The 20693-nt window shown below is 64.9% G+C and carries 12 protein-coding genes and 3 pseudogenes; 3 read left to right on the top strand and 12 right to left on the bottom strand.

The genetic code is table 11. The features are described 5' to 3' along the window. Positions 1 to 397: 397 nt before the first annotated feature. The 3 genes from AABB87_RS12405 to AABB87_RS12395 all read right to left on the bottom strand — a co-directional run bounded on the left by AABB87_RS12405 (position 398) and on the right by AABB87_RS12395 (position 5341). A complete protein-coding gene (locus AABB87_RS12405) occupies positions 398 to 1534 on the bottom strand; it encodes a substrate-binding domain-containing protein (RefSeq protein WP_341971690.1) in 1137 nt (378 codons plus the stop codon). Positions 1535 to 2136: 602 nt separating this feature from the next. Continuing rightward, the gene (locus AABB87_RS12400) at positions 2137 to 3678 is read right to left on the bottom strand and encodes a methyl-accepting chemotaxis protein (protein ID WP_341971542.1); all 1542 of its coding nucleotides are present in this window, start codon (positions 3676 to 3678) and stop codon (positions 2137 to 2139) included. A gap of 181 nt (positions 3679 to 3859) precedes the next feature. Beyond that, entirely contained in the window at positions 3860 to 5341 is a 1482-nt protein-coding gene (locus tag AABB87_RS12395) for a sigma-54 interaction domain-containing protein (RefSeq protein WP_341971689.1), read from the bottom strand. Positions 5342 to 5517: 176 nt separating this feature from the next. Between AABB87_RS12395 and AABB87_RS12390 the strand changes: the two genes are divergently transcribed. After that, positions 5518 to 7065 (top strand): malonate--CoA ligase, encoded by a 1548-nt coding sequence (locus AABB87_RS12390; protein WP_341971541.1) that lies wholly within the window; start codon positions 5518 to 5520, stop codon positions 7063 to 7065. Further along, entirely contained in the window at positions 7062 to 7298 is a 237-nt protein-coding gene (locus tag AABB87_RS12385; protein WP_341971540.1) for a cysteine-rich CWC family protein, read from the top strand. The genes AABB87_RS12390 and AABB87_RS12385 overlap by 4 nt, the downstream gene beginning before the upstream one ends. Here the strand turns inward: AABB87_RS12385 and AABB87_RS12380 are convergent. The 9 genes and pseudogenes from AABB87_RS12380 to AABB87_RS12350 form a co-directional block, all read right to left on the bottom strand. Continuing rightward, complete coding sequence (locus tag AABB87_RS12380) at positions 7282 to 7941, bottom strand: 2-hydroxychromene-2-carboxylate isomerase (protein ID WP_341971539.1); 660 nt, start codon at positions 7939 to 7941, stop codon at positions 7282 to 7284. The two genes, AABB87_RS12385 and AABB87_RS12380, sit on opposite strands and share 17 nt — an antisense overlap. Before the next feature lie 162 nt (positions 7942 to 8103). Further along, positions 8104 to 8940 (bottom strand): annotated as a pseudogene (locus AABB87_RS23085) (putative bifunctional diguanylate cyclase/phosphodiesterase); the annotation flags it as partial. A 132-nt stretch (positions 8941 to 9072) separates the two neighbouring features. Next, positions 9073 to 9435, bottom strand: a pseudogene (locus tag AABB87_RS23080) (diguanylate cyclase domain-containing protein); the annotation flags it as partial. A gap of 75 nt (positions 9436 to 9510) precedes the next feature. Next, positions 9511 to 11232 (bottom strand): annotated as a pseudogene (locus AABB87_RS23075) (ABC transporter substrate-binding protein); the annotation flags it as partial. After that, the gene (locus AABB87_RS12370; protein ID WP_341971537.1) at positions 11132 to 12775 is read right to left on the bottom strand and encodes a methyl-accepting chemotaxis protein; all 1644 of its coding nucleotides are present in this window, start codon (positions 12773 to 12775) and stop codon (positions 11132 to 11134) included. The gene AABB87_RS12370 and the pseudogene AABB87_RS23075, both read right to left, overlap by 101 nt. Positions 12776 to 12918: 143 nt before the next feature. Next, positions 12919 to 13590, bottom strand: a complete 672-nt coding sequence (locus AABB87_RS12365; RefSeq protein ID WP_341971536.1) for a TetR/AcrR family transcriptional regulator — start codon at positions 13588 to 13590, stop codon at positions 12919 to 12921. Positions 13591 to 13753: 163 nt separating this feature from the next. Further along, positions 13754 to 14884 (bottom strand): acyl-CoA dehydrogenase family protein, encoded by a 1131-nt coding sequence (locus AABB87_RS12360; RefSeq protein ID WP_341971535.1) that lies wholly within the window; start codon positions 14882 to 14884, stop codon positions 13754 to 13756. A gap of 165 nt (positions 14885 to 15049) precedes the next feature. After that, complete coding sequence (locus tag AABB87_RS12355; RefSeq protein WP_341971534.1) at positions 15050 to 15724, bottom strand: PEP-CTERM sorting domain-containing protein; 675 nt, start codon at positions 15722 to 15724, stop codon at positions 15050 to 15052. Between the two features lie 299 nt (positions 15725 to 16023). Further along, the gene (locus AABB87_RS12350; RefSeq protein ID WP_341971533.1) at positions 16024 to 16692 is read right to left on the bottom strand and encodes an SDR family oxidoreductase; all 669 of its coding nucleotides are present in this window, start codon (positions 16690 to 16692) and stop codon (positions 16024 to 16026) included. 192 nt (positions 16693 to 16884) lie between these two features. Here AABB87_RS12350 and AABB87_RS12345 point away from each other — a divergent pair, with 192 nt between their 5' ends. Continuing rightward, complete coding sequence (locus AABB87_RS12345) at positions 16885 to 20676, top strand: AAA family ATPase (RefSeq protein WP_341971532.1); 3792 nt, start codon at positions 16885 to 16887, stop codon at positions 20674 to 20676. Positions 20677 to 20693: the final 17 nt, after the last annotated feature.

The raw sequence follows: 20693 nt of genomic DNA, 5'->3' as shown, positions 1-20693 counted from the left end.
TGCTCGGCTACTGCGCGACTCCAGTCCGTCGTTGCGGGTCCCCCCGTGAATCCTCACGTAGCGCTGCTACGTTCCGGTTCCCGGGTCCTCCCGCGCCTAGTCCTGAAGCCGCTCGCTACGCCTCGGGCGCTGGCGATGCGGCCTTGTGACCAGGGTTGATGGTGTCGGCATTCTTCTCTGCCTATGCTTGGCTTCATCGGCCCATGAAAGCGCCCGAGGCGTAGCGAGCGGTTCTTGGGCTAGGCGCGGGGGGACCCGCAGACCGGAACGTAGCAGCGCTACGTGAGGATCTGGGGGAGGTCCCGCAACGACGGCCAAGGGCCGCGCAGTAGCCGAGGATTCAGCGCTCTAGCTAACCTTGCAACTCAAACAGCACAGACGACAAGAGCAAACCAACTCAACGCTTATTCCGAATCGGCACCGCCATCTCTTCTGGCTTGATCTCTCTCACCAACTCTGGAACACCCCACGCAAACGCCGGATCCACCTTGATCTTGAAGTGATACATAGCCTGCATCGCCTGATGGTCTTCCGGGCGGAACGTCATCTTGCCCTTGGGCGTTTCAAACGACATCCCCTCCATCGCCTTGATCAGCTTGTTCGTGCCGGTCTCGCCGGCTGTCTTCTTCAAAGCCTCCACCACCGCAATCGCGGCACTCATGCCGCCGGCGGTGAAGAAATCGGGCGGTGCTTTGAACTGCTTGTAGTGGTTGGCCACCAGCCATTCATTGACCGGATTCTTGGGCATGCCGAAGTAGTAGTAACTGGCACCTTCCATACCAGGGAACTGCTTGTACGCGGCCATGGCGGGCAAGATATTGCCGCCGGTGGCGATCTCGATGCCGTAGCGTTTCAAGTCCAAATCGGCAATCTTGAAGGGGTTGCCGGCGCCGGCCCAGATCACAAAAATGATCTTGCGGCCGGGCTGATCTTTGAGCTTGTCGATCAGGCGCTGCGCACCGGCGGTGAAGTCGGTGGTGCTGACGGGCAAATACTCTTCATGAACGATCTTGGCCTTCTTGACCGCGTCCTTGAAAGCCTTCACGCCGTCGCGGCCAAAGGCATAGTCTTGCGCCAGGGTGGCGATGCTGACGCCGGCTTTGTCCAGCGCCACCGCATTGGCAATCGCATCTTGGCTGGAGTTGCGGCCAGTGCGGAAGATGTATTTGTTCCACTTATCGCCGGTGATGGAATCTGCCACGGCCGGCTCCACCAGCAAGATCTTTTTGTACTCCTCCGCCACCGGCAAGAGCGCCAGCGCTACGCCGGAGGACGAGGGGCCCACGGCGAGGTCGGCCTTGTCGTCACCGTAGGCGGTAGCGAGTTGGCTCTTGCCGATATCGGGCTTGCCTTGGTCGTCCTTCTCGATCACCACAATCTTCTTGCCGGCCACCATCATGCTGCCGCCGGTGGCGTAGTCCAAGCCCATCATGAAGCCGGTCTGGGTTTGCTTGCCGTAGGCTTCCAGCGGACCCGTCTTGCTGTAAACGTGGGCGATGCGGACTTCACCCTTGGCGGCTGCGCCCTGCGCCATGGCCACGCCGCTCAAGCCGCCCGCACCGGTCAGTGCGGCGAGCATCAGCAGGCAGTAGCCACGACGGCGCGCTGCGGGGCGCTGCAAGGCGGGGCTAGGCTGCGGGGTGGTCGCCAACATCATCTGCGTCTTGAACGTCTTCATGCGGGGTGTCTCCTGGTTCAATCGGGCGTACATACATGCTTGCGTGCCTTTCAAACCGAGTTCACACCAAGCGGCGCAGGCACTGTGAGCCTATTGATGCAAGCCGCGTGCCGGAAATCCCCACCCTGGTGCAAACACTGAGGCCATGCACTCGAAGCGCGCATAGGTGGGTTTGGCCGCTGAGCAACAGCTGGCGCACGATTGAGCCGAGGCACCCCGATTCAAGCCTGGAATGCAGGCGCCTGAGCATTCAGGCCGGGACATTTGATCTGCGAGGCCACGCCTTTGGATTGGGGCACCGTGCGCATCCCCAGCCAGCGCGACACGCTCAGATCGTCTGAAAATTAGACAGGCGGCGTCATCGCTTGTCTATTTTTCAGACACAGTCTGAATTTCCGCCACCAACCCCTTTGCGCCGGATAGGCCGGGCGGCCGAGCGGCAATAGCGGCCCGGCAGCTCAGCCCCGGGTCCGGAACACCGACACCGTGTCGTTAAGCCCTTGCGCTTGCTGCTTCAAGGATTCCGCCGCCGCCGCGGTCTGCTCCACCAGCGCGGCGTTCTGCTGCGTCATGCTGTCGAGCTGGGTCACGGCCTGATTGATCTGGCCAATGCCGTCGGATTGGCCGGCACTCGCTTGCGTGATCTCGTTGACCGTGGTGGTGACGCGCTGCACCGCACTCAAGATCTCGTCCATCGAGGCACCGGCACGGCTGACTTGCTGAGTGCCGGCATTGACGCGCTCGACCGAATCCAGAATCAGGGTCTTGATCTCCTTGGCCGCTTGAGCGGAGCGCTGCGCCAGCGTGCGCACCTCCGACGCCACCACCGCAAAGCCACGCCCCTGCTCGCCAGCGCGGGCGGCTTCCACGGCGGCATTGAGCGCCAGGATATTGGTTTGGAAGGCCACGCCGTCGATCACCGCAATGATGTCCGAGATCTTGCGGCTGGCTGCCGAGATGCCTTCCATGGTGCCCACCACCTCGCTCATCACCGCCGCGCCCGCACGGGCCCGGTCGGCGGCGCTGTCGGCTAGCTGGTTGGTCTGGCGCGCCGCTTGGGCAGTGTGCTGCACCTGCTCGGTCAGGCCCTGCATGGCCGCTGCGGTCTGCTGCAAGCTCGATGCCGCCTGCTCGGTGCGCATGGACAAGTCTTGGCTGCCTAGCGCCACCTCGCTGGAAGCATGGCCCATGGAATCCGTCGCCCCGCGAATCGCCAGCACCAACTCACCCAGGCGCTGCTGCATGGCCACCACTTGCTCCATCACCAGGCCAATTTCGTCGCGCTGACCCACATGGATCTCGCCGCGCAAATCCCCTTCAGCCACCGCCTGCATGACCTGCTGCATGGCACCCAGGCGGCGGCGCAGATTACGAACAAAGACCTCCACGGTGATCAAGGCCACAGCGCCGCCGATCAAGGCGAGCAGCCAGCCGACCGAGGCATCGCTGCGGGCCACCGCATCCACATCATCCACGTAAACGCCCGAGCCAATCACCCAGCCCCAAGGCGCGAAGCCCTGCACATAACTGCGCTTACCGACGGGTTCCGTGGCGCCGGGTTTGGGCCAGAGATAGTCCACATAGCCGGAGCCACTGGCCTTGACCACTTTGACGAACTCCACAAACAGCGGCTTGCCCTTGGGATCTTTGTTCTCGTTCAAGTCCTTGCCATTGAGATCGGGCTTGATCGGGTGCATGACCATGCGTGGGGTCATGTCGTTGATCCAGATGTACTCACTGCCGGAGTAGCGAATCTTGCCGATCTCAGCGGCTGCGGCGGCCTTGGCTTCCGCCTCGCTCATCGCGCCGGCTTTGGACTTGTCGAGATAGCCGCTGGCGATCTTCTCGGCCTGTTTGACTTGCTCCACCGTGGTGATCATCTTGATGCTCATCAGGCTGCGCGCTTCGCGCTCTGACAGCAAGAACACCAGCAGCAAGAAACCCACTACCGCCAGCACCACCGCCACGCGCAAGCGTGTCGCCACAAGCATCGATCCCATCAGCTCGTCTCCTTGGTGCGCTGTCGACCATGACTCCACAGACTCAGGCGCAACTATCTGCTCTGACTATGGCCGAGGCCCAGCGCCATAGCAAGCGCATCAATGCACGAACAGCAGGGGCTTTGCGCGTTATTCCTGGCCGGAGCGACCAGAATGCGCCTCGACTTTCAGGCCAAGGCCATCAGCCGAGTTCCGGCCAGCGAGCCAGGCGCTCGTAAAGCGAGGCCCGCGAGATCTGCAGCAAGCGGGCCGCCGCCATGCGATTGCCCGCCGACAAGCGCAAGGCCTGGCCGATGGCGGCGCGCTCCACCCGCTCGATCAATTCGGGCAGCGGGCGCAAGGCCTCGCTTTCAGGCGCTGGCGGTGCAGCACCTTCCGCCACATCATCCGCCGGGCTTTGCGCCGCGCTGAATGCGGGGCTTTGGGCCGAGCCAAGTGCCCCACTTCGCGTCGCGATTTCCGCCGCCGGCCTCAGCCCGCCCACATGGCGAGCAAAACATGGCGCCGTCAGCTCCATCTCATCGCTCATCAGGCTGACCTGCTCCAGCGCATTGCGCAACTCGCGGATATTGCCGGGCCAAGGCTGGGCAGCCAACCAATGCAGCGCACAAGGGCTCAGCAATTTATGCGGCAGGCGGCTGCGCTGGGCAATGTCTTCACCCAGGGCGTCGACCAAAACCTCGATGTCCTGCACCCGCTCCCGCAGCGCCGGCACCTGGATGGGCACCACGCTGAGCCGGTAATACAAGTCGGCCCGGAATTGCCCGGCCGCCACCATGGCGGCCAGATCGCGGCTGGTCGCGGCAATCACCCGCACATCCACCTGAACCACTGTATTGCTGCCCAAGGGCTCCAGCTCTTGCTCCTGCAATACGCGCAGCAGCTTGCTCTGCAAGGCCAGCGGCATATCGCCGATCTCATCCAGGAACAGCGTGCCGCCGTCGGCCAGCTTGAACTTGCCGTCTCGCCCCTTGCGGTCGGCACCGGTGTAGGCGCCCGGGGCCACGCCGAAAAACTCGGCCTCCAGCAGCGTGTCGGGCACGGCAGCGATATTGACGCTGACCAGGGGTTTGTCGGCGCGGCGCGAAGCGGCGTGGATGGCATGAGCCAACAGTTCCTTGCCGGTGCCCGTTTCGCCCAGCAGCAGCACGGTGGCGTCGCTCAGCGCCACACGGCGGGCCTGGCGCTTGACCTCCATCGCGGCCGGGCTGCTGCCCACAAAGCTGGCAATCGTGTGCTTGGGCCGGCGGCTGCTGCGGCCATGCTGATCGGCGAGCTGGCGGCGCGCCTCGCTGAGTTGCTGCTGCAACTGGCTCAGCTTGGCCATCAAGGGCTGCATGGTGGCCTCGGGGTGATCCAGCAGCACCAAGCCCACCGCCCCAATCACCTCGCCCGCATCATTGCGCAGCGGCAGGCGGCTGACCAGAAAACTGCCGGCCTTGTTGGTGAGCAAATCGATCAAGATGGGTTGGCCGCTGTCAATCACCTGTGGCAGCAAGGTGTTGGGCACCACGTCTTCAACGCGGCGGCCGATGAACTCGTTCTCACCGCCAAAGCCCAGCGCCGGCAAAAAGCGTTTGTAGCCCTCGCTGATCCAGACGATGCGGTGCTCGGCGTCCAGCACCATCATGCCCTGCACCGTGCTTTCCAGGGCCTGGAACATGGCTTGCGCCGCCAGGCGCAGCACGGCGTCAAGATCAAGCGGAAGCTGGGAGGCGGGCAAGCGAATTCCTCGGCAATGGGGCCGCCACAATGTAGCAGCCGCGCCGCCTGTAACAGTGGGTACAAGATGCGGGGAAAACCCGTTCGCGTACCCTCAGCTTTGGCGACAATGCGCCGATGAGCCACGCCAACCTCTTTACCGCCCTGCGCGACGCATTCCCCACCGACCTTGACGCCATCGCGATCGAATGCGCGGATCAAATCGCCAGCGACGGCGGCCCGCTGCGCTACAGCTGGCGCGATCTGGAGCGTGGCACGGCCATGCTGGCCAATTTACTGCTCTCGCTGGACCTGCCCGCCGGCAGCCGCATCGCCGCCCACACCGAGAAAAGCGTCGAGGCGCTGATGCTTTACCTGGCCGTGCTGCGCGCCGGCTTCGTCTACTTGCCGCTGAACCAGGCCTACCAGGCCGCCGAGCTGGACTACTTCATCCGCGATGCCGAGCCTGCCTTGCTGGTGTGCGCGGGCGCGCATTTCGGCTGGGTTTCCAAGCTGGCCTTCCAGGCCGGCACGCAGTATGTGTTCACCCTCAACGATGACCGCAGCGGCAGCTTGCTGGACCGAGCGGCCAGCATGAGCGATCAGCATGAGCCGGCCGACAAGCAGGCCGATGATCTGGCCGCCATTCTCTACACCAGCGGCACAACAGGGCGCAGCAAGGGCGCCATGCTCAGCCACGGCAATCTGCTCAGCAATGCGCTGACGCTCAAGGATTTGTGGGACTGGAAGGCAGGCGATGTGCTGATCCACGCCCTGCCGATTTTTCATGTGCACGGCCTCTTCGTCGCCTCGCATGGCGCGCTGCTGAACGGCAGCAAGATGATCTGGTTCGCCAAGTTCGAGCCGCGCGCCGTCATCGCCAAGTTCAGTGAAGCGACGGTCTTCATGGGCGTGCCGACCCTGTATGTGCGCATGTTGGCCGAGGCCGCGCTGACGCCGCAGGCCTGCGCAACGATGCGGCTTTTCATCAGCGGATCGGCACCGCTGCTGCTGGAAACCTTTGAAGAATGGGAGGCGCGCAGTGGCCACACCATTCTGGAACGCTACGGCATGAGCGAGACCTTGATGCTCAGCTCCAACCCCTGCCGCGGGCTCGACGGCGAGCGCATCGGCGGCACCGTCGGCCCCGCCCTGCCCGGCGTGAGCCTGCGGGTGCACAAGGACGATGGCCAGCCCTGCGCAACGGACGAGATCGGCCATATCGAGGTGCGCGGCCCGAATGTTTTTTCAGGCTACTGGCGCATGCCTGAGAAGACCCAGCAAGAGTTCACGCCCGATGGCTGGTTCAAGACCGGCGATGTGGGCCGCCTGGACAGCAACAACTATCTGAGCATCGTCGGTCGCGCCAAGGACCTGATCATCAGCGGCGGTTACAACGTCTACCCCGCTGAAATTGAGAGTTATCTCAACGAAATGGAAGGCGTGCTCGAATCCGCCGTGGTCGGGGTGCCGCACCCCGATTTTGGCGAGGCGGTGGTCGCGGCCGTGGTCGCCCGCCCTGAGGCCACGCTGGACGGCGAGGCCTTGATCGCCACCCTGAAGCGGCAGATCGCCAACTTCAAAGTGCCCAAGCAGGTGTTTGTGCTGAGCGAGTTGCCGCGCAATGCCATGGGCAAGGTGCAAAAGAATCTGCTGCGCCAGCAACACCAGGGTTTGTTCGCGTGACGCCGCCGGATGTTGCCGCCAACTCAGACTGCTGCCCGCGCTGCGGCGCCGGCTTCCACTGCGGCGCACAAGACACGCGCTGCGACTGCTTTGACTTGCAACTCAGCCCGGCCCTGCGGCAGCGCTTGAGCGAGCAATACACGCGCTGCCTATGCCTGGGCTGCCTGCGCGAGCTGAGCAGCGCGGAGGCCGCCGAAAGCGCAAGCCCGGAAAGCCTTAAACCAAGCCTCTGAACGGGCCGCTGCTGAGCCAGCGTTCGATCTGGGCCTGGCGGTCATTGCCCCAGAAACCTTCGCCGTCGATGATGAAAAAGGGCGCGCCAAAAACGCCCGCAGCGATGGCCGCTTGGTTCTCGTTTTTTAGCCGCTCCTTCCACTGCGGATCCTGCCAAGCCGCCTGCGCTGCCTCCGGGTCCAACCCGCACTCAGCCGCCAATGCCTTCAATTGCGCCTCGTCATTGAGCGCCACATCCCGGGTGAAGTAAGCCCGCAAGCCGGCTCTGGCCCAAGCCACGGCGCGCGCAGGGTCTTGCGCCTGCAGCCACCAGAACACCCGCGCAGCATTCTGGCTGGCGATCGGAAATGCGCTCGGCTGCTTGTAGGGCAGGCCGGCAAACTGGGCCGAGCGGGCAAAGTCCCGCAGCACATAGTCGCGCTTGAGCGGATAAGCCACGGGCGGCTTCAACTCAGCGGCCTGAAAGGTCACGCCCAGCAAAATGGCATGCCACTGCACCGGCCGGCCATTTCGGGCGGCCACGGCCTCAATCCACTCCGAAGCGATATAGGAATACGGCGAGGAGAAATCGAAATAGAAGTGCACAGGATTGCGCGGCGCCACTGCGCCGGCGCGTTCGGGGAAGGGAGGCTCGATGATCATTCCCTGACCTTAGCCGAAATCACGCCGCGCCGCAGCAGGGCTTTGCCGGATGGTCCACCGAAATGAGGGTTAGGGCGGTAAGAGCTGGCCGGGACTAGCTGCGGGCTGATGCGCAGCAGCCAAGGCTTTGATGGCAAAGCCTTTGGGATCAGCGTTCACGGCTCAAGCCTCAACCGGCTTCAAGCATAAGCAACAGATGGCCGCTTCCAGCGCCTGCTCGGCGCCAGTCCGCTCGGCCTTGGCCAGACGCTTGGGCCGCTCGGCTCGTGCATCCTCATCCACTCGCCGCATGAAATCAGCTTCATCGACCGGCTTGCCGCACAAATAGCCCTGCAGCATATGGCAACCGAGTTTGCGCATTTCTTCGGCCTGGATGTCCGTCTCCACGCCCTCAGCCACCAAGGTCAGGCCCAGGGACTTGCCCAAGCCGACCACGGCGCGTGCCACCGCCATGTCCTCGGTTTTGTCGGGGACGTTGGCAATGAAGCTGCGATCAATTTTGAGAATACTCACCGGCAGCCGGGTCAGCCGTGAGAGGCAGGAGTAGCCGGTGCCGAAGTCGTCCACCGCGATGCGCAAGCCCAGGGCGGCCAGGGCGCGCAGCTTTTCCACAATCTCGTCCATATCGGACATCAGCGCCGACTCGGTCAGCTCCAGAATCATGCGCCCGGGCTCAGCCCCGGTTTGCGCCAACTCGGCTTGCAGCTGGGCCACAAAGCCAGGCGCATCCAGTTGGCGCGCCGACACATTGACGGACACATGAGGCGCGCCCTGCCCCCAGCGGCCGCGCCAGCGCTGCTCGGCCAGGCAGGCCTGACGGAACACCCACAGGCCGATGGGCACGATGGCGCCACTGGCTTCGGCCAAGGGAATGAATCGGTCCGGCGGCACGGGGCCGGCCGGCGGGTGCCAGCGCAGCAGCAGCTCGCTGCCGATGACCTGGCCCTGCATGGCATCCACAATCGGCTGGAACACCACCTTCATCTCATGACGCGCCAACGCCAGGGGCAGGCCCTGGCTGATGCACATGCGGTCACGGGCCTGGGCCTGCAAGCCTTCGTTGAAAAAGCGCCAGCCGTCGCGGCCGCGCTCTTTGGCGGCGTACATGGCCATATCCGCGCCTTGCAAAATCTCTTGCGCCGCATGCGTCATGCCATGGCCAACGGCCACACCGATGCTGGCGGACACACGCACCGTGATGCCATCCAGATGCACGGGCTGACGCAGCGCCACATTGATGCGCTCGGCCAAGATGGAAATGCTCTCGGGCTGCTGCAGCTGTTCGCACAGCACCACGAACTCATCGCCCGCCAAGCGCGCCACCGTGTCGCCAGGGCGCACGCAGCTGCCCAATCGCCGCGCCACTTCCTTCAGCAAGAGATCGCCCGCTTCGTGGCCGTGGCTGTCGTTGATGAGCTTGAAGCCGTCCAGATCGATGAAGAGCACGGCCACGCTCAAATCGAGGCGGCGCGAGCGCTCCAGCGCGTTCTGCAAACGCTCGGTGAACAAGGCGCGGTTGGGCAAGCGGGTTAAGTCGTCGTGCGTGGCCCGCCACAGCAGCTGAGCCTCGGCCTGTTTGCGCTCGCTGATGTCCCGCAGGGTGACGACCAGTGACCAGCCATCATCCTGGCGGAACTTAGCAATCGAGGCCTCAAGCGGGAAGAAGCTGCCATCCTTGCGATAACCCACGATGTCGCCACGCCCGGACATGCGGCGCAGCTGCTCATCACCGTCCAGAAAGCGCTGGAACAACATCACATGCCGCTCCCGCAAATGCGGCGGCAGCAAGCTGTGCACGGACAGGCTGTGCATCTCCTCAACGCTGTAGCCGAACAGCTCGGCCGCACTGAAGTTGGCGCGCCGGATCCAGCCCTGACCATCGGTGGCGACGATGGGGGTGTCGGCAAAGGCCATCAATTCAGCACGTTCGGTGCGCTCAACATGCTCGGCACTTTTGAGCGTCTCTGGCCGAGGCGCTTCCGGCATGGGCAGGCCGGAGGCGCCAGGCTCTGCATGCCACTGCGGCGCTGGGGCTTGCAACTCGGCCAAAGGCGGTGGCGGCAAGGTGTAGCGGGCCGGCGCATTGGGCGCCTGCGCGGGGAAGTGATCGATGATGCGGAAGTCGCCTTGCGCCTCGCAGCAGCTCAGATAGATGTCCACGCTGACATGCTGGCTCGCCGGGTCCATGCGCACCCGGCCCTGAGGCGCCAGCAGGTCCACCTGCTTGAGCGCAGCGATCAGGTTGGTGGTCTCCCAGCTTTGGCATGCCGCCGCCGCTTGCGCCAAAGCCATCACGCAGAGATAGGCACCGGCGCCGAAGTTGCTGATCAGCCCATCGCCATGCGGCCACAGCCCGCTCACGCCCGGCCATTGGCGCAGCTGCGCCAGCATGTCCTGGTTCTCGGGGTTGCTCAGGCTCATGAAGTAGGTGTTGCAGGAGTAGACGCCCTCGCGCTCTTCCGGCTTCAACTGGCTGGCCATGACTTCGTCGAACTGGCAGCTGACCACCGCCATGCGTGCCTTCAAGCCGGCGTGGGCAAAGGCCTGCAGCACCTGGATCTGATCGCGCCCGGCAAAGAAAGGCACGAAGACATCGGCGCCCGAGTAGCGCAAGGCCTCCATCAAGGCCGGCAACTCGCGCGCCGTCAGGCCCAGCGGCAGGTATTGCTCGCCCACCGATTCGCCGCCGTGCAGCGCCAGCGCGCGGCGCGCCGCCTCGATGGAGCCGCGCGGCCATTCGTAATTGCTGCCGGCGAAAAAGACCTTGGGGCCAAAGCGCTGCACGAGCTCCCGCATCAAAGGCTCGATCTGCTGATTGGGCAGGGCCGCAAAGCTGAAGAAACCATGTTCGCGGATGCTGCCTTCCTGGCAGGAGAAATTGAGCATGGGCAGGCCGCGCATGGCCATCACCTCGCCCACCACCGCATGCCGGGCATTGGACAGCAGCGGCCCGATCAGGGCGCGGCAGCCCTGCACATCAATCAGCGTCAGGGCTGCGGCAACGGCGGTGGCCGGCTGGCTGCCGTCATCCTGAGCCAGCAACTCCAGGGACCGCCCTGCCACGCCGCCTGCAGCATTGACTTGAGCCACCGCCAAGCTGACGGCACGCAGGATCTCTTGGCCATAAATCGATGCGACCCCGCTGAGGGGAAGCAAGAGACCGAGCTTGAATGAATTGACTTGAGACACTTTAGTTGGGGCCGTGGGCAAGCAATGGCGACGACGTGGGTGAGGCCCCGGGCGGACGCAAAGCGCGCGCTTGGCGCTCCCCGTGGCTGGGCGCTGCGTCATCGCGGTAGAGCGCAATCGCTTCCAGCAAACGTTTGGCCAGCTGAGTCAAATGCAGCGCCGAAGTACTGCCTTGAACGACCAAGCCGGCGTTCTGCTGCGTCATGCGATCGAGCTGGTTGACGGCCAGATTGACCTGGCCGATGCCCTCGCTCTGATCCCGCGTGGCGGCGCTAATGCCGTCGATCAACTCGCCGACCCGGTGCACCTGCTCGACGATATGGCCGATGGATTCCGCCGCCTGCCCCACCAGCTGATGGCCTTGCGTCACCGTGCTGCTGCTGTGCGCCAATTGCTGTTTGATTTGTTGCGCGGCCTGCGCGCTGCGCTGAGCCAGGGCGCGCACCTCGGCCGCCACCACCGCAAAGCCTCGGCCCTGATGGCCGGCGCGTGCCGCTTCGACCGCGGCATTCAGCGCCAGGATATTGGTCTGAAACGCCAGGCTGTCGATCAAGGCCACAATGTCACTGATCTTGCTGCTGGCGCCGTGGATTTCTCCCATGGTCTGCACCACTTGCTGCATCAAACCGCCGCCGGCGGCTGCTGCATGCCGGGTGGTTTGGGCCAATTCGGTGGCGCGCTGGGCCGACTCGGCATTTTGCTGAACGGTGGCCGTCATTTCTTCCATGGCCGCAGCGGTCTGCTGCAAATTGGCCGCCGTCTGCTCGGTGCGGGCGTTGAGCTCGCTGTGGCCGCTACGGATCGACCCACTGGCGGCTTGCAAACTGCCCAACTGCTCGGCAACGTCGTCCACCAAAGAGCGCAGATTGAGCCCCGACTGATTGATTGCCTGCTGAATCAAGCCAATTTCATCGACGCGCTCAAACCTGGCGCCGGCTGCGCTTTGACCGGCGGCCAAGGCACGGGCTTGCTCAAGCAAGCGCTGCAAGGGGCGGCTCAGTTGCAACTCCAGCCAGGCGCAAGCGCTCCATGCCAACAAGGCCGCGGCGCCAACGAAAACCAGCCAAGACTGGGGGCTGAGACCACAGGCATAGGCCAGGGCACCCAGGGCCAAGATCTGCACACCAAAGGCGCCGCGCAAACGAGCGCGGGCTGACAGCAAACGCAGGGCCGAGGTCCAGGCCCAAAGTCCTTGCCGCAATAGCAAGCCGTGGCGCATGCGCCAGCCGGTATTGCGCCCGGCACGCATGCGGGCATAGAGGGCTTCGGCGGCCCGTACCTCTTCGGCTTCAGGCTTGGTGCGCACCGACACAAAGCCGACGATCTGGCCCTCGCGCTGCAGCACTGTGGCATTGGCGCGCACCCAGTAATAGTCGCCATCTTTGCGCCGGTTCTTCACCAACGCACTCCAGCTGTGGCCGGACTTGAGCGTGGCCCACATATCGGCAAAAGCCTCTTCCGGCATATCCGGGTGGCGCACCAGATTGTGGGGCTGACCGATCAGCTCTTCACGGCTGAAACCACTGGCCTCCACAAATGCCGCATTGGCATAGCGGATGCGACCTTGGGGGTCCGTGGTGGACATCAGAGTGACCTGCTCAGGCAGGACGTACTCCCGCTCAGTAACGGGAAAATTGGCGCGCATGGAAAAACTCCCCCTCGACCCAAAGATCAGCTCTTCTGGCTGCCTCAGTCTTAGAGTAACCTGTACGCTACACGTATATTTATCGGGTTAACCCGAGGCATTTGTCGTATTTTCAGACAAGCAGAATGCCCGGCGGCCGAGGCTCAGCGGCCGTTCTTGATGCGCATCAATTGCTGCTCAATATCGTCCAAGGTGAGCTGTAGCAGCGCGGCCACAGGCGTGGCCGGTTTGGTCGCCAGACCCACGGTGGTGAACAAGAAGCCGACGATCTTGAGCCGGCACAAGTCGTGACATTGCTGGCGTTGGGCCAGGCCGATGCCTTCGCCCAGGCAGGTATCAATCATCGATTCGTACTGATGCCTGAAACCTGCGGCCGGGCCACTGGCCAGAAAATTGTCGGACACCTCATTGCAGGGGTCGAACACCAGCTTGAAGTCGTCGGGATGGGTCAGCCAGAAATTCGCATAAGCCTCGTAGAGCTGCCGCAGGCGCGCCCAAGGCTCGCTGGCCGCAGCGCTGCCCTGGATGGCGCTCTGCAAAGAAGCCTCCAAGGCCTCCGCCCAGATGCTTTCCAACATGGCCGACTTATTCGGGAAATAGCGGTACAGCGACATCGCTGAAATCCCCACCGCCTGGGCCACGCCGCGCATGGTCACCGCCCCGTAGCCGCCTTGGTTGTGCTGCGTTTTGACCGCCAGGCGGATCTGCTCGCGCAGCTCATCTTGCGCCGCGCCGCGCCGGCGGCGCTGGGTGGGTTTGTCTGTCGAAGGTGGGAGGACGGGGATGACGGGGGTGTCGGGCACGGGTGCGCTCATGCTGTTCAAAGGCTGAGCGATGTTCGCACGTCGCGCCTAGGTTTTAGACCTATAAGCGCAAGTCATGACCGGAATTTTCACCATCTCCGGGTTTGCCCCGACCGAGGGGCGGCGCTGCACACCGCCCCGTCTAACAAATCCGAAGCACCAAGCCCCGAAGCGATCAAGCCAGCGCGCGGCCGATCAAGATCTTCTGCACCTCGGATGTGCCTTCGTAGATCTGGCAAACCCGCACATCGCGGTAGATGCGCTCGACCGGGAAGTCACTCAAATAGCCATAGCCGCCATGCACCTGAATCGCATCTGAGCAGACGCGCTCGGCCATTTCGGTGGCAAAGAGCTTGGCCATGGCCGCTTCCTTCAGGCAAGGCTGGCCGGCATCTTTCAGCGCAGCGGCGTGCCAGATCAGCTGGCGCGCGGCCTCGATCTGCGTGGCCATATCGGCCAGCTTGAACTGCACCGCCTGGTGGTTGAAGATGGGCTGGCCGAAGGTGACGCGGTCCTTGCTGTATTTCAGCGCGGCCTCAAACGCGGCGCGCGCCATGCCCACCGCCTGCGAGGCGATGCCGATGCGCCCGCCCTCCAGGCCCGACAGCGCGATCTTCAAGCCCTGGCCTTCCGCGCCCAGCAAATAGCTGGCCGGAATGCGGCAGTTGTCGAACAAGATCTGCGCCGTGTCGCTGGCGTGCTGGCCCATTTTTTCCTCGACGCGGGCCACAACATAGCCGGGCGTGTTGGTGGGCACGATGAAGGCGCTGATGCCCTTCTTGCCCGCAGCCTTGTCGGTCACGGCCATGACGATGGCGACATCGCCGTTCTTGCCGCTGGTGATGAATTGCTTGACGCCGTTGAGCACGTACTCGTCGCCCTCACGCACCGCGCTGGTTTTGAGGCCACCGGCCTCGGAGCCCACATGCGGCTCGGTCAGGCAAAAAGCACCCAGCATCTCGCCGCGGGCCAAGGGCTTGAGGAATTGCTGCTTCTGCGCCTCGTTGGCGAAGGCCATCAAGATGGAGCAGACCGGGCAGTTGTTGACGCTGACCACGGTGGACGTGGCCCCGTCACCCGCGCCAATTTCTTCCAAGATGATGCTCAGCGCCAGATAGTCCAGGCCGGCGCCGTCGTACTCGGTGGGCACGGCCACGCCGTAGCAGCCCAGCTCGGCCAGGCCCTTGAGCTCGGCGGCAGGGAAATGATGGTTCTTGTCCCACTCAGCCGCCTTGGGGGCGATTTCGGCTTGCACATAGGCACGGATCGCGTCCTGAATGGCGCGGTGGTCGTCGGAAAGCAGCATGTCGTATGTCTCGAATTGGAATGCGGGAGCCGCGCGCTCATCAACAAACGCGCGGCCAAGCCTGAACGATAACGCGTCCGGCGAAACCGGCCTTTGCGCTAGGCAAAAGCCGGGCCCGATTCCTACTGCTGGATTTCCCCGCGCCGACAGGCGCCGCTGCCGGGATCAGGCCTGCTTGCGTCGACGCGCTGCAGCCATGCCCGCCAAAGCCAAGCCCACCAGAGCCAAAGAAGCCGGCTCAGGCACATGGTTGCTCAGGGCCACATTGTTCAATGCGAAGAACTCGGAACCGGAGTTGTCGCCCGACCGGTAACCGTAGCCGATCCAACGCAGCGAATGGGTGCCCGCAGCCAAGCCGGAAGTCAGGTCAAAGCTCATCGTGGACCCGCTGCTTGCGTTCGACGCGATCAAGTCAGAAGCCAGGTTCGTCCAGCCATTGCCGCTATTGATCTGCACGGCAAACTTGTACTGCGGCGAAGTCGGGAAGCCGCCGTTGTGATTGTGGATGTGTGCGAATGAGATGGACAGATCATCCATCGCGTTGGCCAAGGTGAAGGTCAGCGAAGGCGTGTTGTTGGTGCTATTGAAGAAGCGCGTCACCGACACCTTGTCTTGGATGGCGCCGAAGTTTTCCACACCGTTATTGCCGGTGTTGAACTTTGCATTGCTCACACCCGCTGAGGTCGTGGAAGCATCGATGCCGCTGATCTGACCAATGGCCGCGTTCTCGAAATCCCAACCCACTACCACCCCAGCCTGTGCCGGCGATACCAGCGCGGCCAAGGTCACGGCCAAGGCGCCGAAGCTCAGTTGAGAAACTGCTGTTTTGTTTTGCGTCATGGGATCCCCCGCTTATTCCATCAAAAATTTTGTCGAGACTTGGCCAAGCCTCGTCGGCTTAGTCGCCGGCATGACCGGCGGCGGGATTATGTGAGCGCGCCAGCCCCGGCATTCCCCCCAAGTTGCGGCGTCAGCCTCGGCCAGTCAGATTGAAACGCCAGCTGTTTCCGCCGCCAGCGGGCAGAGATCGCCGTAAACAAAGGGGTTCCGAGGCATCCAGGCCTTGCGCAATCAAAAGAGCCGGTACATTCGTTACCCCCTTGCTCAGGGGGTCGGCTCCGGCACTTTCGCCACAAGGCTCACCAGCTCAAACGCTCTCCGTTGTAGTTGATGAAGCTACCGTTGTCGGCCGCGCTCAGGCCCGCCATCACCGCGCGCAGGCCCGCCACGCTGGTCTGCACATCAATATCGGCCCCTTCGCCGCCCATCTCGGTGCGCACCCAGCCGGGGTGGACACTGATGCAGATGGCCTTGTCCTGCAGCATCAAGGAGGCATCTTTGAGCACCGAATTCACCGCCGCTTTCGAGGCCCGGTAGAGCCAGCCCTGGCTATCGCTGCGCAGGCTGATCGAGCCCATGCGGGAGGAAATGATGGCCAGGCGCGCGCCCGGCGCCAGCGCATCCTGCAACTGCGGCAGTACTCGCATGGGGCCCAAGACATTGGTTTGCATGACGGTATTGAACTCCGCCTCGGTCGGCGTTTGCAGCCCGCTGATGCGGGAGCCATACACACCCGCCACCAGGGCCACCTGATCAAAGGCATAGCCGTCGATCTGCCAGGCCAGGCCCGAAGCACTGGCCGTGTCCATGACGTCCAATTTCAGCGCCACCGCGCCCAAATCACGCAGGCGCTGCAGCCCGACCTCATCACGCGCCGTGGCCACGACACGGTCGCCCGCTGCACGCGCTTGCCGCACCCATTCCAAACCAATGCCGCGCGAAGCGCCGACGATCAAGACTGTGGCCATATTGTGAAAATTCCTGCGAGAGAAGAAGGTGGAGCCTAGGCACGACGCGGCAGCACTTCGCCGTCACGCCCGCGCCCTGAAAGCGCCCCGATTCTGCCCCTGCGCCGGTCACTATTCACCATGAACGTCCCGTAACGTCACCCAGGCATACTGCGCCCCAGATTCTTTCGCCTCATGTTTTTAACGAGCCCAGTGCCCCTTTCCTCTGCCGACGCCGCTGCCACCTCGGCAATTCCAGCCCAAGCCCAGCTGCGCCTGCTGGGCGGCTTCGAGCTGCGCGATGCCGCGGGCCGATTGTTGGCCCTGCCCTACGACAAGGTGCGCGCCTTGCTGGCCATGCTTGCCCTGCAAAGCGGGCCACTGCCGCGCGAGTTGCTGGCCGAAACCCTTTGGCCCGATTCCACGTTGGACCAGGCGCGCGCCAATCTGCGCCGCGCCCTGTTCGACCTGCGCCGGGTGCTGGGCCAACTCTGGCCGGAACAGGCAGAGTTGGATCCGCTGCAGGGCGACAAAAAACATCTGCAACTGCGCGAAGACCTGGCCTGGCAGCTGGACTGCCGCGACTTCGCCCTGGCTCAGCTAGACGCCGCCACACCGCAGCCCGAGGCGCACCGCCAGGCTTTGCAACAAGCCCTGAACCTCTACCGCGGCCCGCTGCTGGATGGCCTGCAACTGCCCGAAGCGCCCGGCTTCGAAGCCTGGCTGCAGCCGCGCCGCGAGGCCTTGCTGCGCCAGGCCCAGCAACTACTGGAGACCCTGGGCCAGCTGCATGAAGACGCGGGCGAGCCCGAAGCCGCCCTGGCCTGCGCCCGCCGCGCCCTGGCCCAGGACCCCTGGTGCGAAACGGCCCTGCGCCGCTGCATGCGCATGCTGGCGCCCACCGCTGCAGGCGAGGCCCTGGCCTTGTTCGAACATTTCCGCAAGCTGCTGCAGGCAGAGTTGCAACTACAGCCACAGGCCACCACCCTGGCCCTGGCCGAAACCCTGCGCGGCGCGTCATCCAGCGCCGGCAGCCCGCAGACGCCACGCGCCGAACGCCGCCGCGTTGTCGCCCTGGCTTGCGACTGGGAAGCCCCGACCGAAGAGAGCAACGCTGAGAACGGCGCAGGCTGGGAGGCCGAAACCCTGGCCGGCGCCCTGCAAGCCCGTCTGAACCAAACCCGCCACTTGCTGCAAGCGCGCGGCGCCCATGTGCAGCGGGCCGAGGGCGGCGAGCTGCTGGCCTTCTTTGGCCACCCGCGCGCGCAAGAGCATGCACCTCGCCTGGCTCTGGATGCCGCGCTGGAACTGGCAGCCACCCACGAGGCAAAAGCTGAGGGCTGGGCCCTGCGCCAAGGCCTGCATGTGGGCTGGGTGCATGCCGACCCCGAGCTGGCCTCGCCCGACAGCGTAGGCGCACTCTCCCGTCAGGCGCGCAAGCTCGCCCTGCAAGCGGAAGCGGGCAGCATCCGCGTCAGCGCCGAGCTGCAACAGCAAAGTGAGCGCCATCACCGCTTTACAAGCACGGAGGAACCCGGCGGCAGCGTCAGCCTGCTGGGCGCCCGCCCCGCACAAGCCAATAGCCGGAGCGACGCGCTCAAGCCCATGGTCGGCCGCAGCGCCGAGCTGACCCAGTTGCAACAGGAATGGGCCCACGCGCAAGGCAGCGCTCGCACGGTCTGGGTACAAGGCGAACCCGGCCTGGGCAAGACCCGGCTGCTGCAGGCCCTGCGCCAGCACGTCACCGCTGCTGCGGGCGCCACGCCAACACCGATCTCCCAGCTGCAATGCCGCCCCGAATATCGCCACACCCCGCTCGAACCCGTGCGGGCCACGCTGCGCCGGCGCATGGGCGCCGCACTGAAGGGTGATGAAGCGCAGGCCGAGGCCGGCCTCAGCACGTTGCTGCAGCAAGCCGGCCTGCCACCGGCCGGCCATGAAGCAGCGCGAGCCCTGCTGCGCCCGCTGCTGCTGCAAAGCCAGCAGCACTCGCCCCCGGCCGAGCCTCTGCTCAAGCGCGAGCTGCACAGCCTGCTGTGCGATCTCTTCGAAGGCCTGGCCCAGGGCCGGCCGCAGCTGATGCTGCTGGAAGACCTGCACTGGGCCGACCCGTCCACGCTGGAGCTGATGCAGCTGCATCTACAACGCCAAAGCCAGCGCCCCGCTGCGCAGCGGGCCCCCGGCCTGCTGCTGCTCAGCTCACGCGAGGCGCCGCCCGACGATGTGCGCGCCAGCCTGGACCTGTGTCTGAATCTACAGCCCTTGCCCCCCGAAGAGATGGGCCGCTTGATCGATCAACTCGACAGCGCCCCGGCGTCACCCGCCCAGCGCCAGCAAGTGCTGCAGCGCGCCGGCGGCGTGCCCCTGTTTGCCGAAGAACTGGCGCGCTCGCTACGCCTGCGCCCGGCCGACAAAGTGCCGGCCACGCTCTGGGATTTGCTGGCCGCCAGCCTGGACCGCCTGCCGCCCGAGGCCAAGCGCCTGGCCCAGGGCGCGGCCCTGCTGGGCAGCACCTGCTCGCCCGCCCTGCTGCAAGAACTGCTGCAGCTGCCGGCCGGGCCTTTGGCCCAGCAGCTGGCTCAGTTGCAGCGGCTCGACCTGCTGCAAGCCATTGAGCCGCAGCACTGGCAGTTCCGCCACGCCTTGATTCGCGACGCCGCGCTAGAAACGCTCAGCGCCAGCGAGCGCCGCGCCCTGCACCGGCGCGCCGCCCAGGCGCTGATGGGCCCCTTCGCCGCCCAGGCCGCCGACGCGCCCGAGGCCCTGGCCCAACATCTGCACGCCGCTGGCGACCCGGCAGCCGCGCATTACTGGCTGCAGGCGGCCGAACGCGCCGCCGCCCAATCGGCCCACCAAGAAGCGCGCCACGGCTTCGAGCAAGGCCTGGCCGCCTTGCAACTGCCCGAGGCCCCGCCCGCCCTGGTGCAACGCCTGCGCCTGCCCCTGCTGCTGGGCCTGGGGCACGGCCTGCTGGCCCTGGAGGGCTATGGTTCGCCGGCCGCACGCCAGTGCTACCGCCAGGCGCTGCAAGCCTGTGATGAAGCCGGCGCCGCCAGCGGCCCGGGCCAGCGCTTCCAGGCACTCTGGGGTTTGTGGCTGGGCAGCCGCAGCGGCCCGGACGAAGGCCCGGTGCTGAATCTGGTGCAAGAACTGCTGACCGTGGCCGCCGACACCGGTGACGCCGCAGCCGCTGTGCAAGCGCGTTATGCCCTGGGCAACAACCTCTTCTTCCTGGGCCAGTTGCAAGCCTCTTGCGAGGCCCTGGCCGAGGCGGCAGCAGCCGGGGATCGCCTGCCACCGCGACAGCGGGCCCAGCTGACCCAGCGTTTTGGCGAACATGGCGGCATTGCCGCCCGCGCCATGCTGGGCTGGCCGCTGGCCTTGCAGGGCCGCATTGATGAAGCCCTGGAGCAAACCAAGCTCGGCCTGCAGCAAGCGCGCGAGCTGGGCCATGCCCAGACCCTCGGCTTTGCCTTGACCATGGCGGGCGTGCTGCAGCGCCATCTGCGCCGCCCCGACGCCGCCCTGCCCCTGAGCATGGAACTGCTGGCCCTGGCCCAGCGCCACGGCCTGGCCCTGTGGCAGGCGGTGGGCGCGCTGGTGCTGGGCTGGAGCCAGGCGGCCGGCGGCGACCCGGCCGGCCTGCTGCCCATCCGCCAAGCCGCCAGCGCCTCGGCCGTGGCCATGCCCAGCACCGAGGCGACTTTTCTCTCCTTCCTGATCGAAGGCTTGCTGACCCTCGGCCAGGCCGAAGAAGCCCTGAGCCAGATCGACGCCTGCCTGCCCAAGGCACATGAACGCCAGGAGTTCTACCTGCTGCCCGAACTCTGGCGCATGCGTGCCCAGGCCCTGGCAGCCCAAGACGCACCGCGCAGCGAGATTGAACAGGCGCTAGATCAGGCCGTGCAGACCGGCCGCGCCATGGGTGCCGAACTGCTCTTGCAACGCAGCGCTGTCCAAGCCCTGGCACTCATCAACGGCAATTCAACGCAAATTCAACGCTAGGCCGGCAAGCTCTCGCT

The sequence above is a fragment of the Roseateles sp. PN1 genome (genome assembly GCF_038419725.1).
Classification (GTDB): domain Bacteria; phylum Pseudomonadota; class Gammaproteobacteria; order Burkholderiales; family Burkholderiaceae_C; genus Paucibacter_A.
This window is presented reverse-complemented; position numbering and strand designations above follow the sequence as displayed.

Bases quoted from the DNA above. Each gene is read 5' to 3' on its own strand.
- AABB87_RS12405 (WP_341971690.1), bottom strand. From the start codon at position 1,534: ATGGCGCAGGGCGCAGCCGCCAAGGGTGAAGTCCGCATCGCCCACGTT.
- AABB87_RS12400 (WP_341971542.1), bottom strand. From the start codon at position 3,678: ATGGGATCGATGCTTGTGGCGACACGCTTGCGCGTGGCGGTGGTGCTG.
- AABB87_RS12395 (WP_341971689.1), bottom strand. From the start codon at position 5,341: ATGTTCCAGGCCCTGGAAAGCACGGTGCAGGGCATGATGGTGCTGGAC.
- AABB87_RS12390 (WP_341971541.1), top strand. From the start codon at position 5,518: ATGAGCCACGCCAACCTCTTTACCGCCCTGCGCGACGCATTCCCCACC.
- AABB87_RS12380 (WP_341971539.1), bottom strand. From the start codon at position 7,941: ATGATCATCGAGCCTCCCTTCCCCGAACGCGCCGGCGCAGTGGCGCCG.
- AABB87_RS12370 (WP_341971537.1), bottom strand. From the start codon at position 12,775: ATGCGCGCCAATTTTCCCGTTACTGAGCGGGAGTACGTCCTGCCTGAG.
- AABB87_RS12365 (WP_341971536.1), bottom strand. From the start codon at position 13,590: ATGAGCGCACCCGTGCCCGACACCCCCGTCATCCCCGTCCTCCCACCT.
- AABB87_RS12360 (WP_341971535.1), bottom strand. From the start codon at position 14,884: ATGCTGCTTTCCGACGACCACCGCGCCATTCAGGACGCGATCCGTGCC.
- AABB87_RS12355 (WP_341971534.1), bottom strand. From the start codon at position 15,724: ATGACGCAAAACAAAACAGCAGTTTCTCAACTGAGCTTCGGCGCCTTG.
- AABB87_RS12350 (WP_341971533.1), bottom strand. From the start codon at position 16,692: ATGGCCACAGTCTTGATCGTCGGCGCTTCGCGCGGCATTGGTTTGGAA.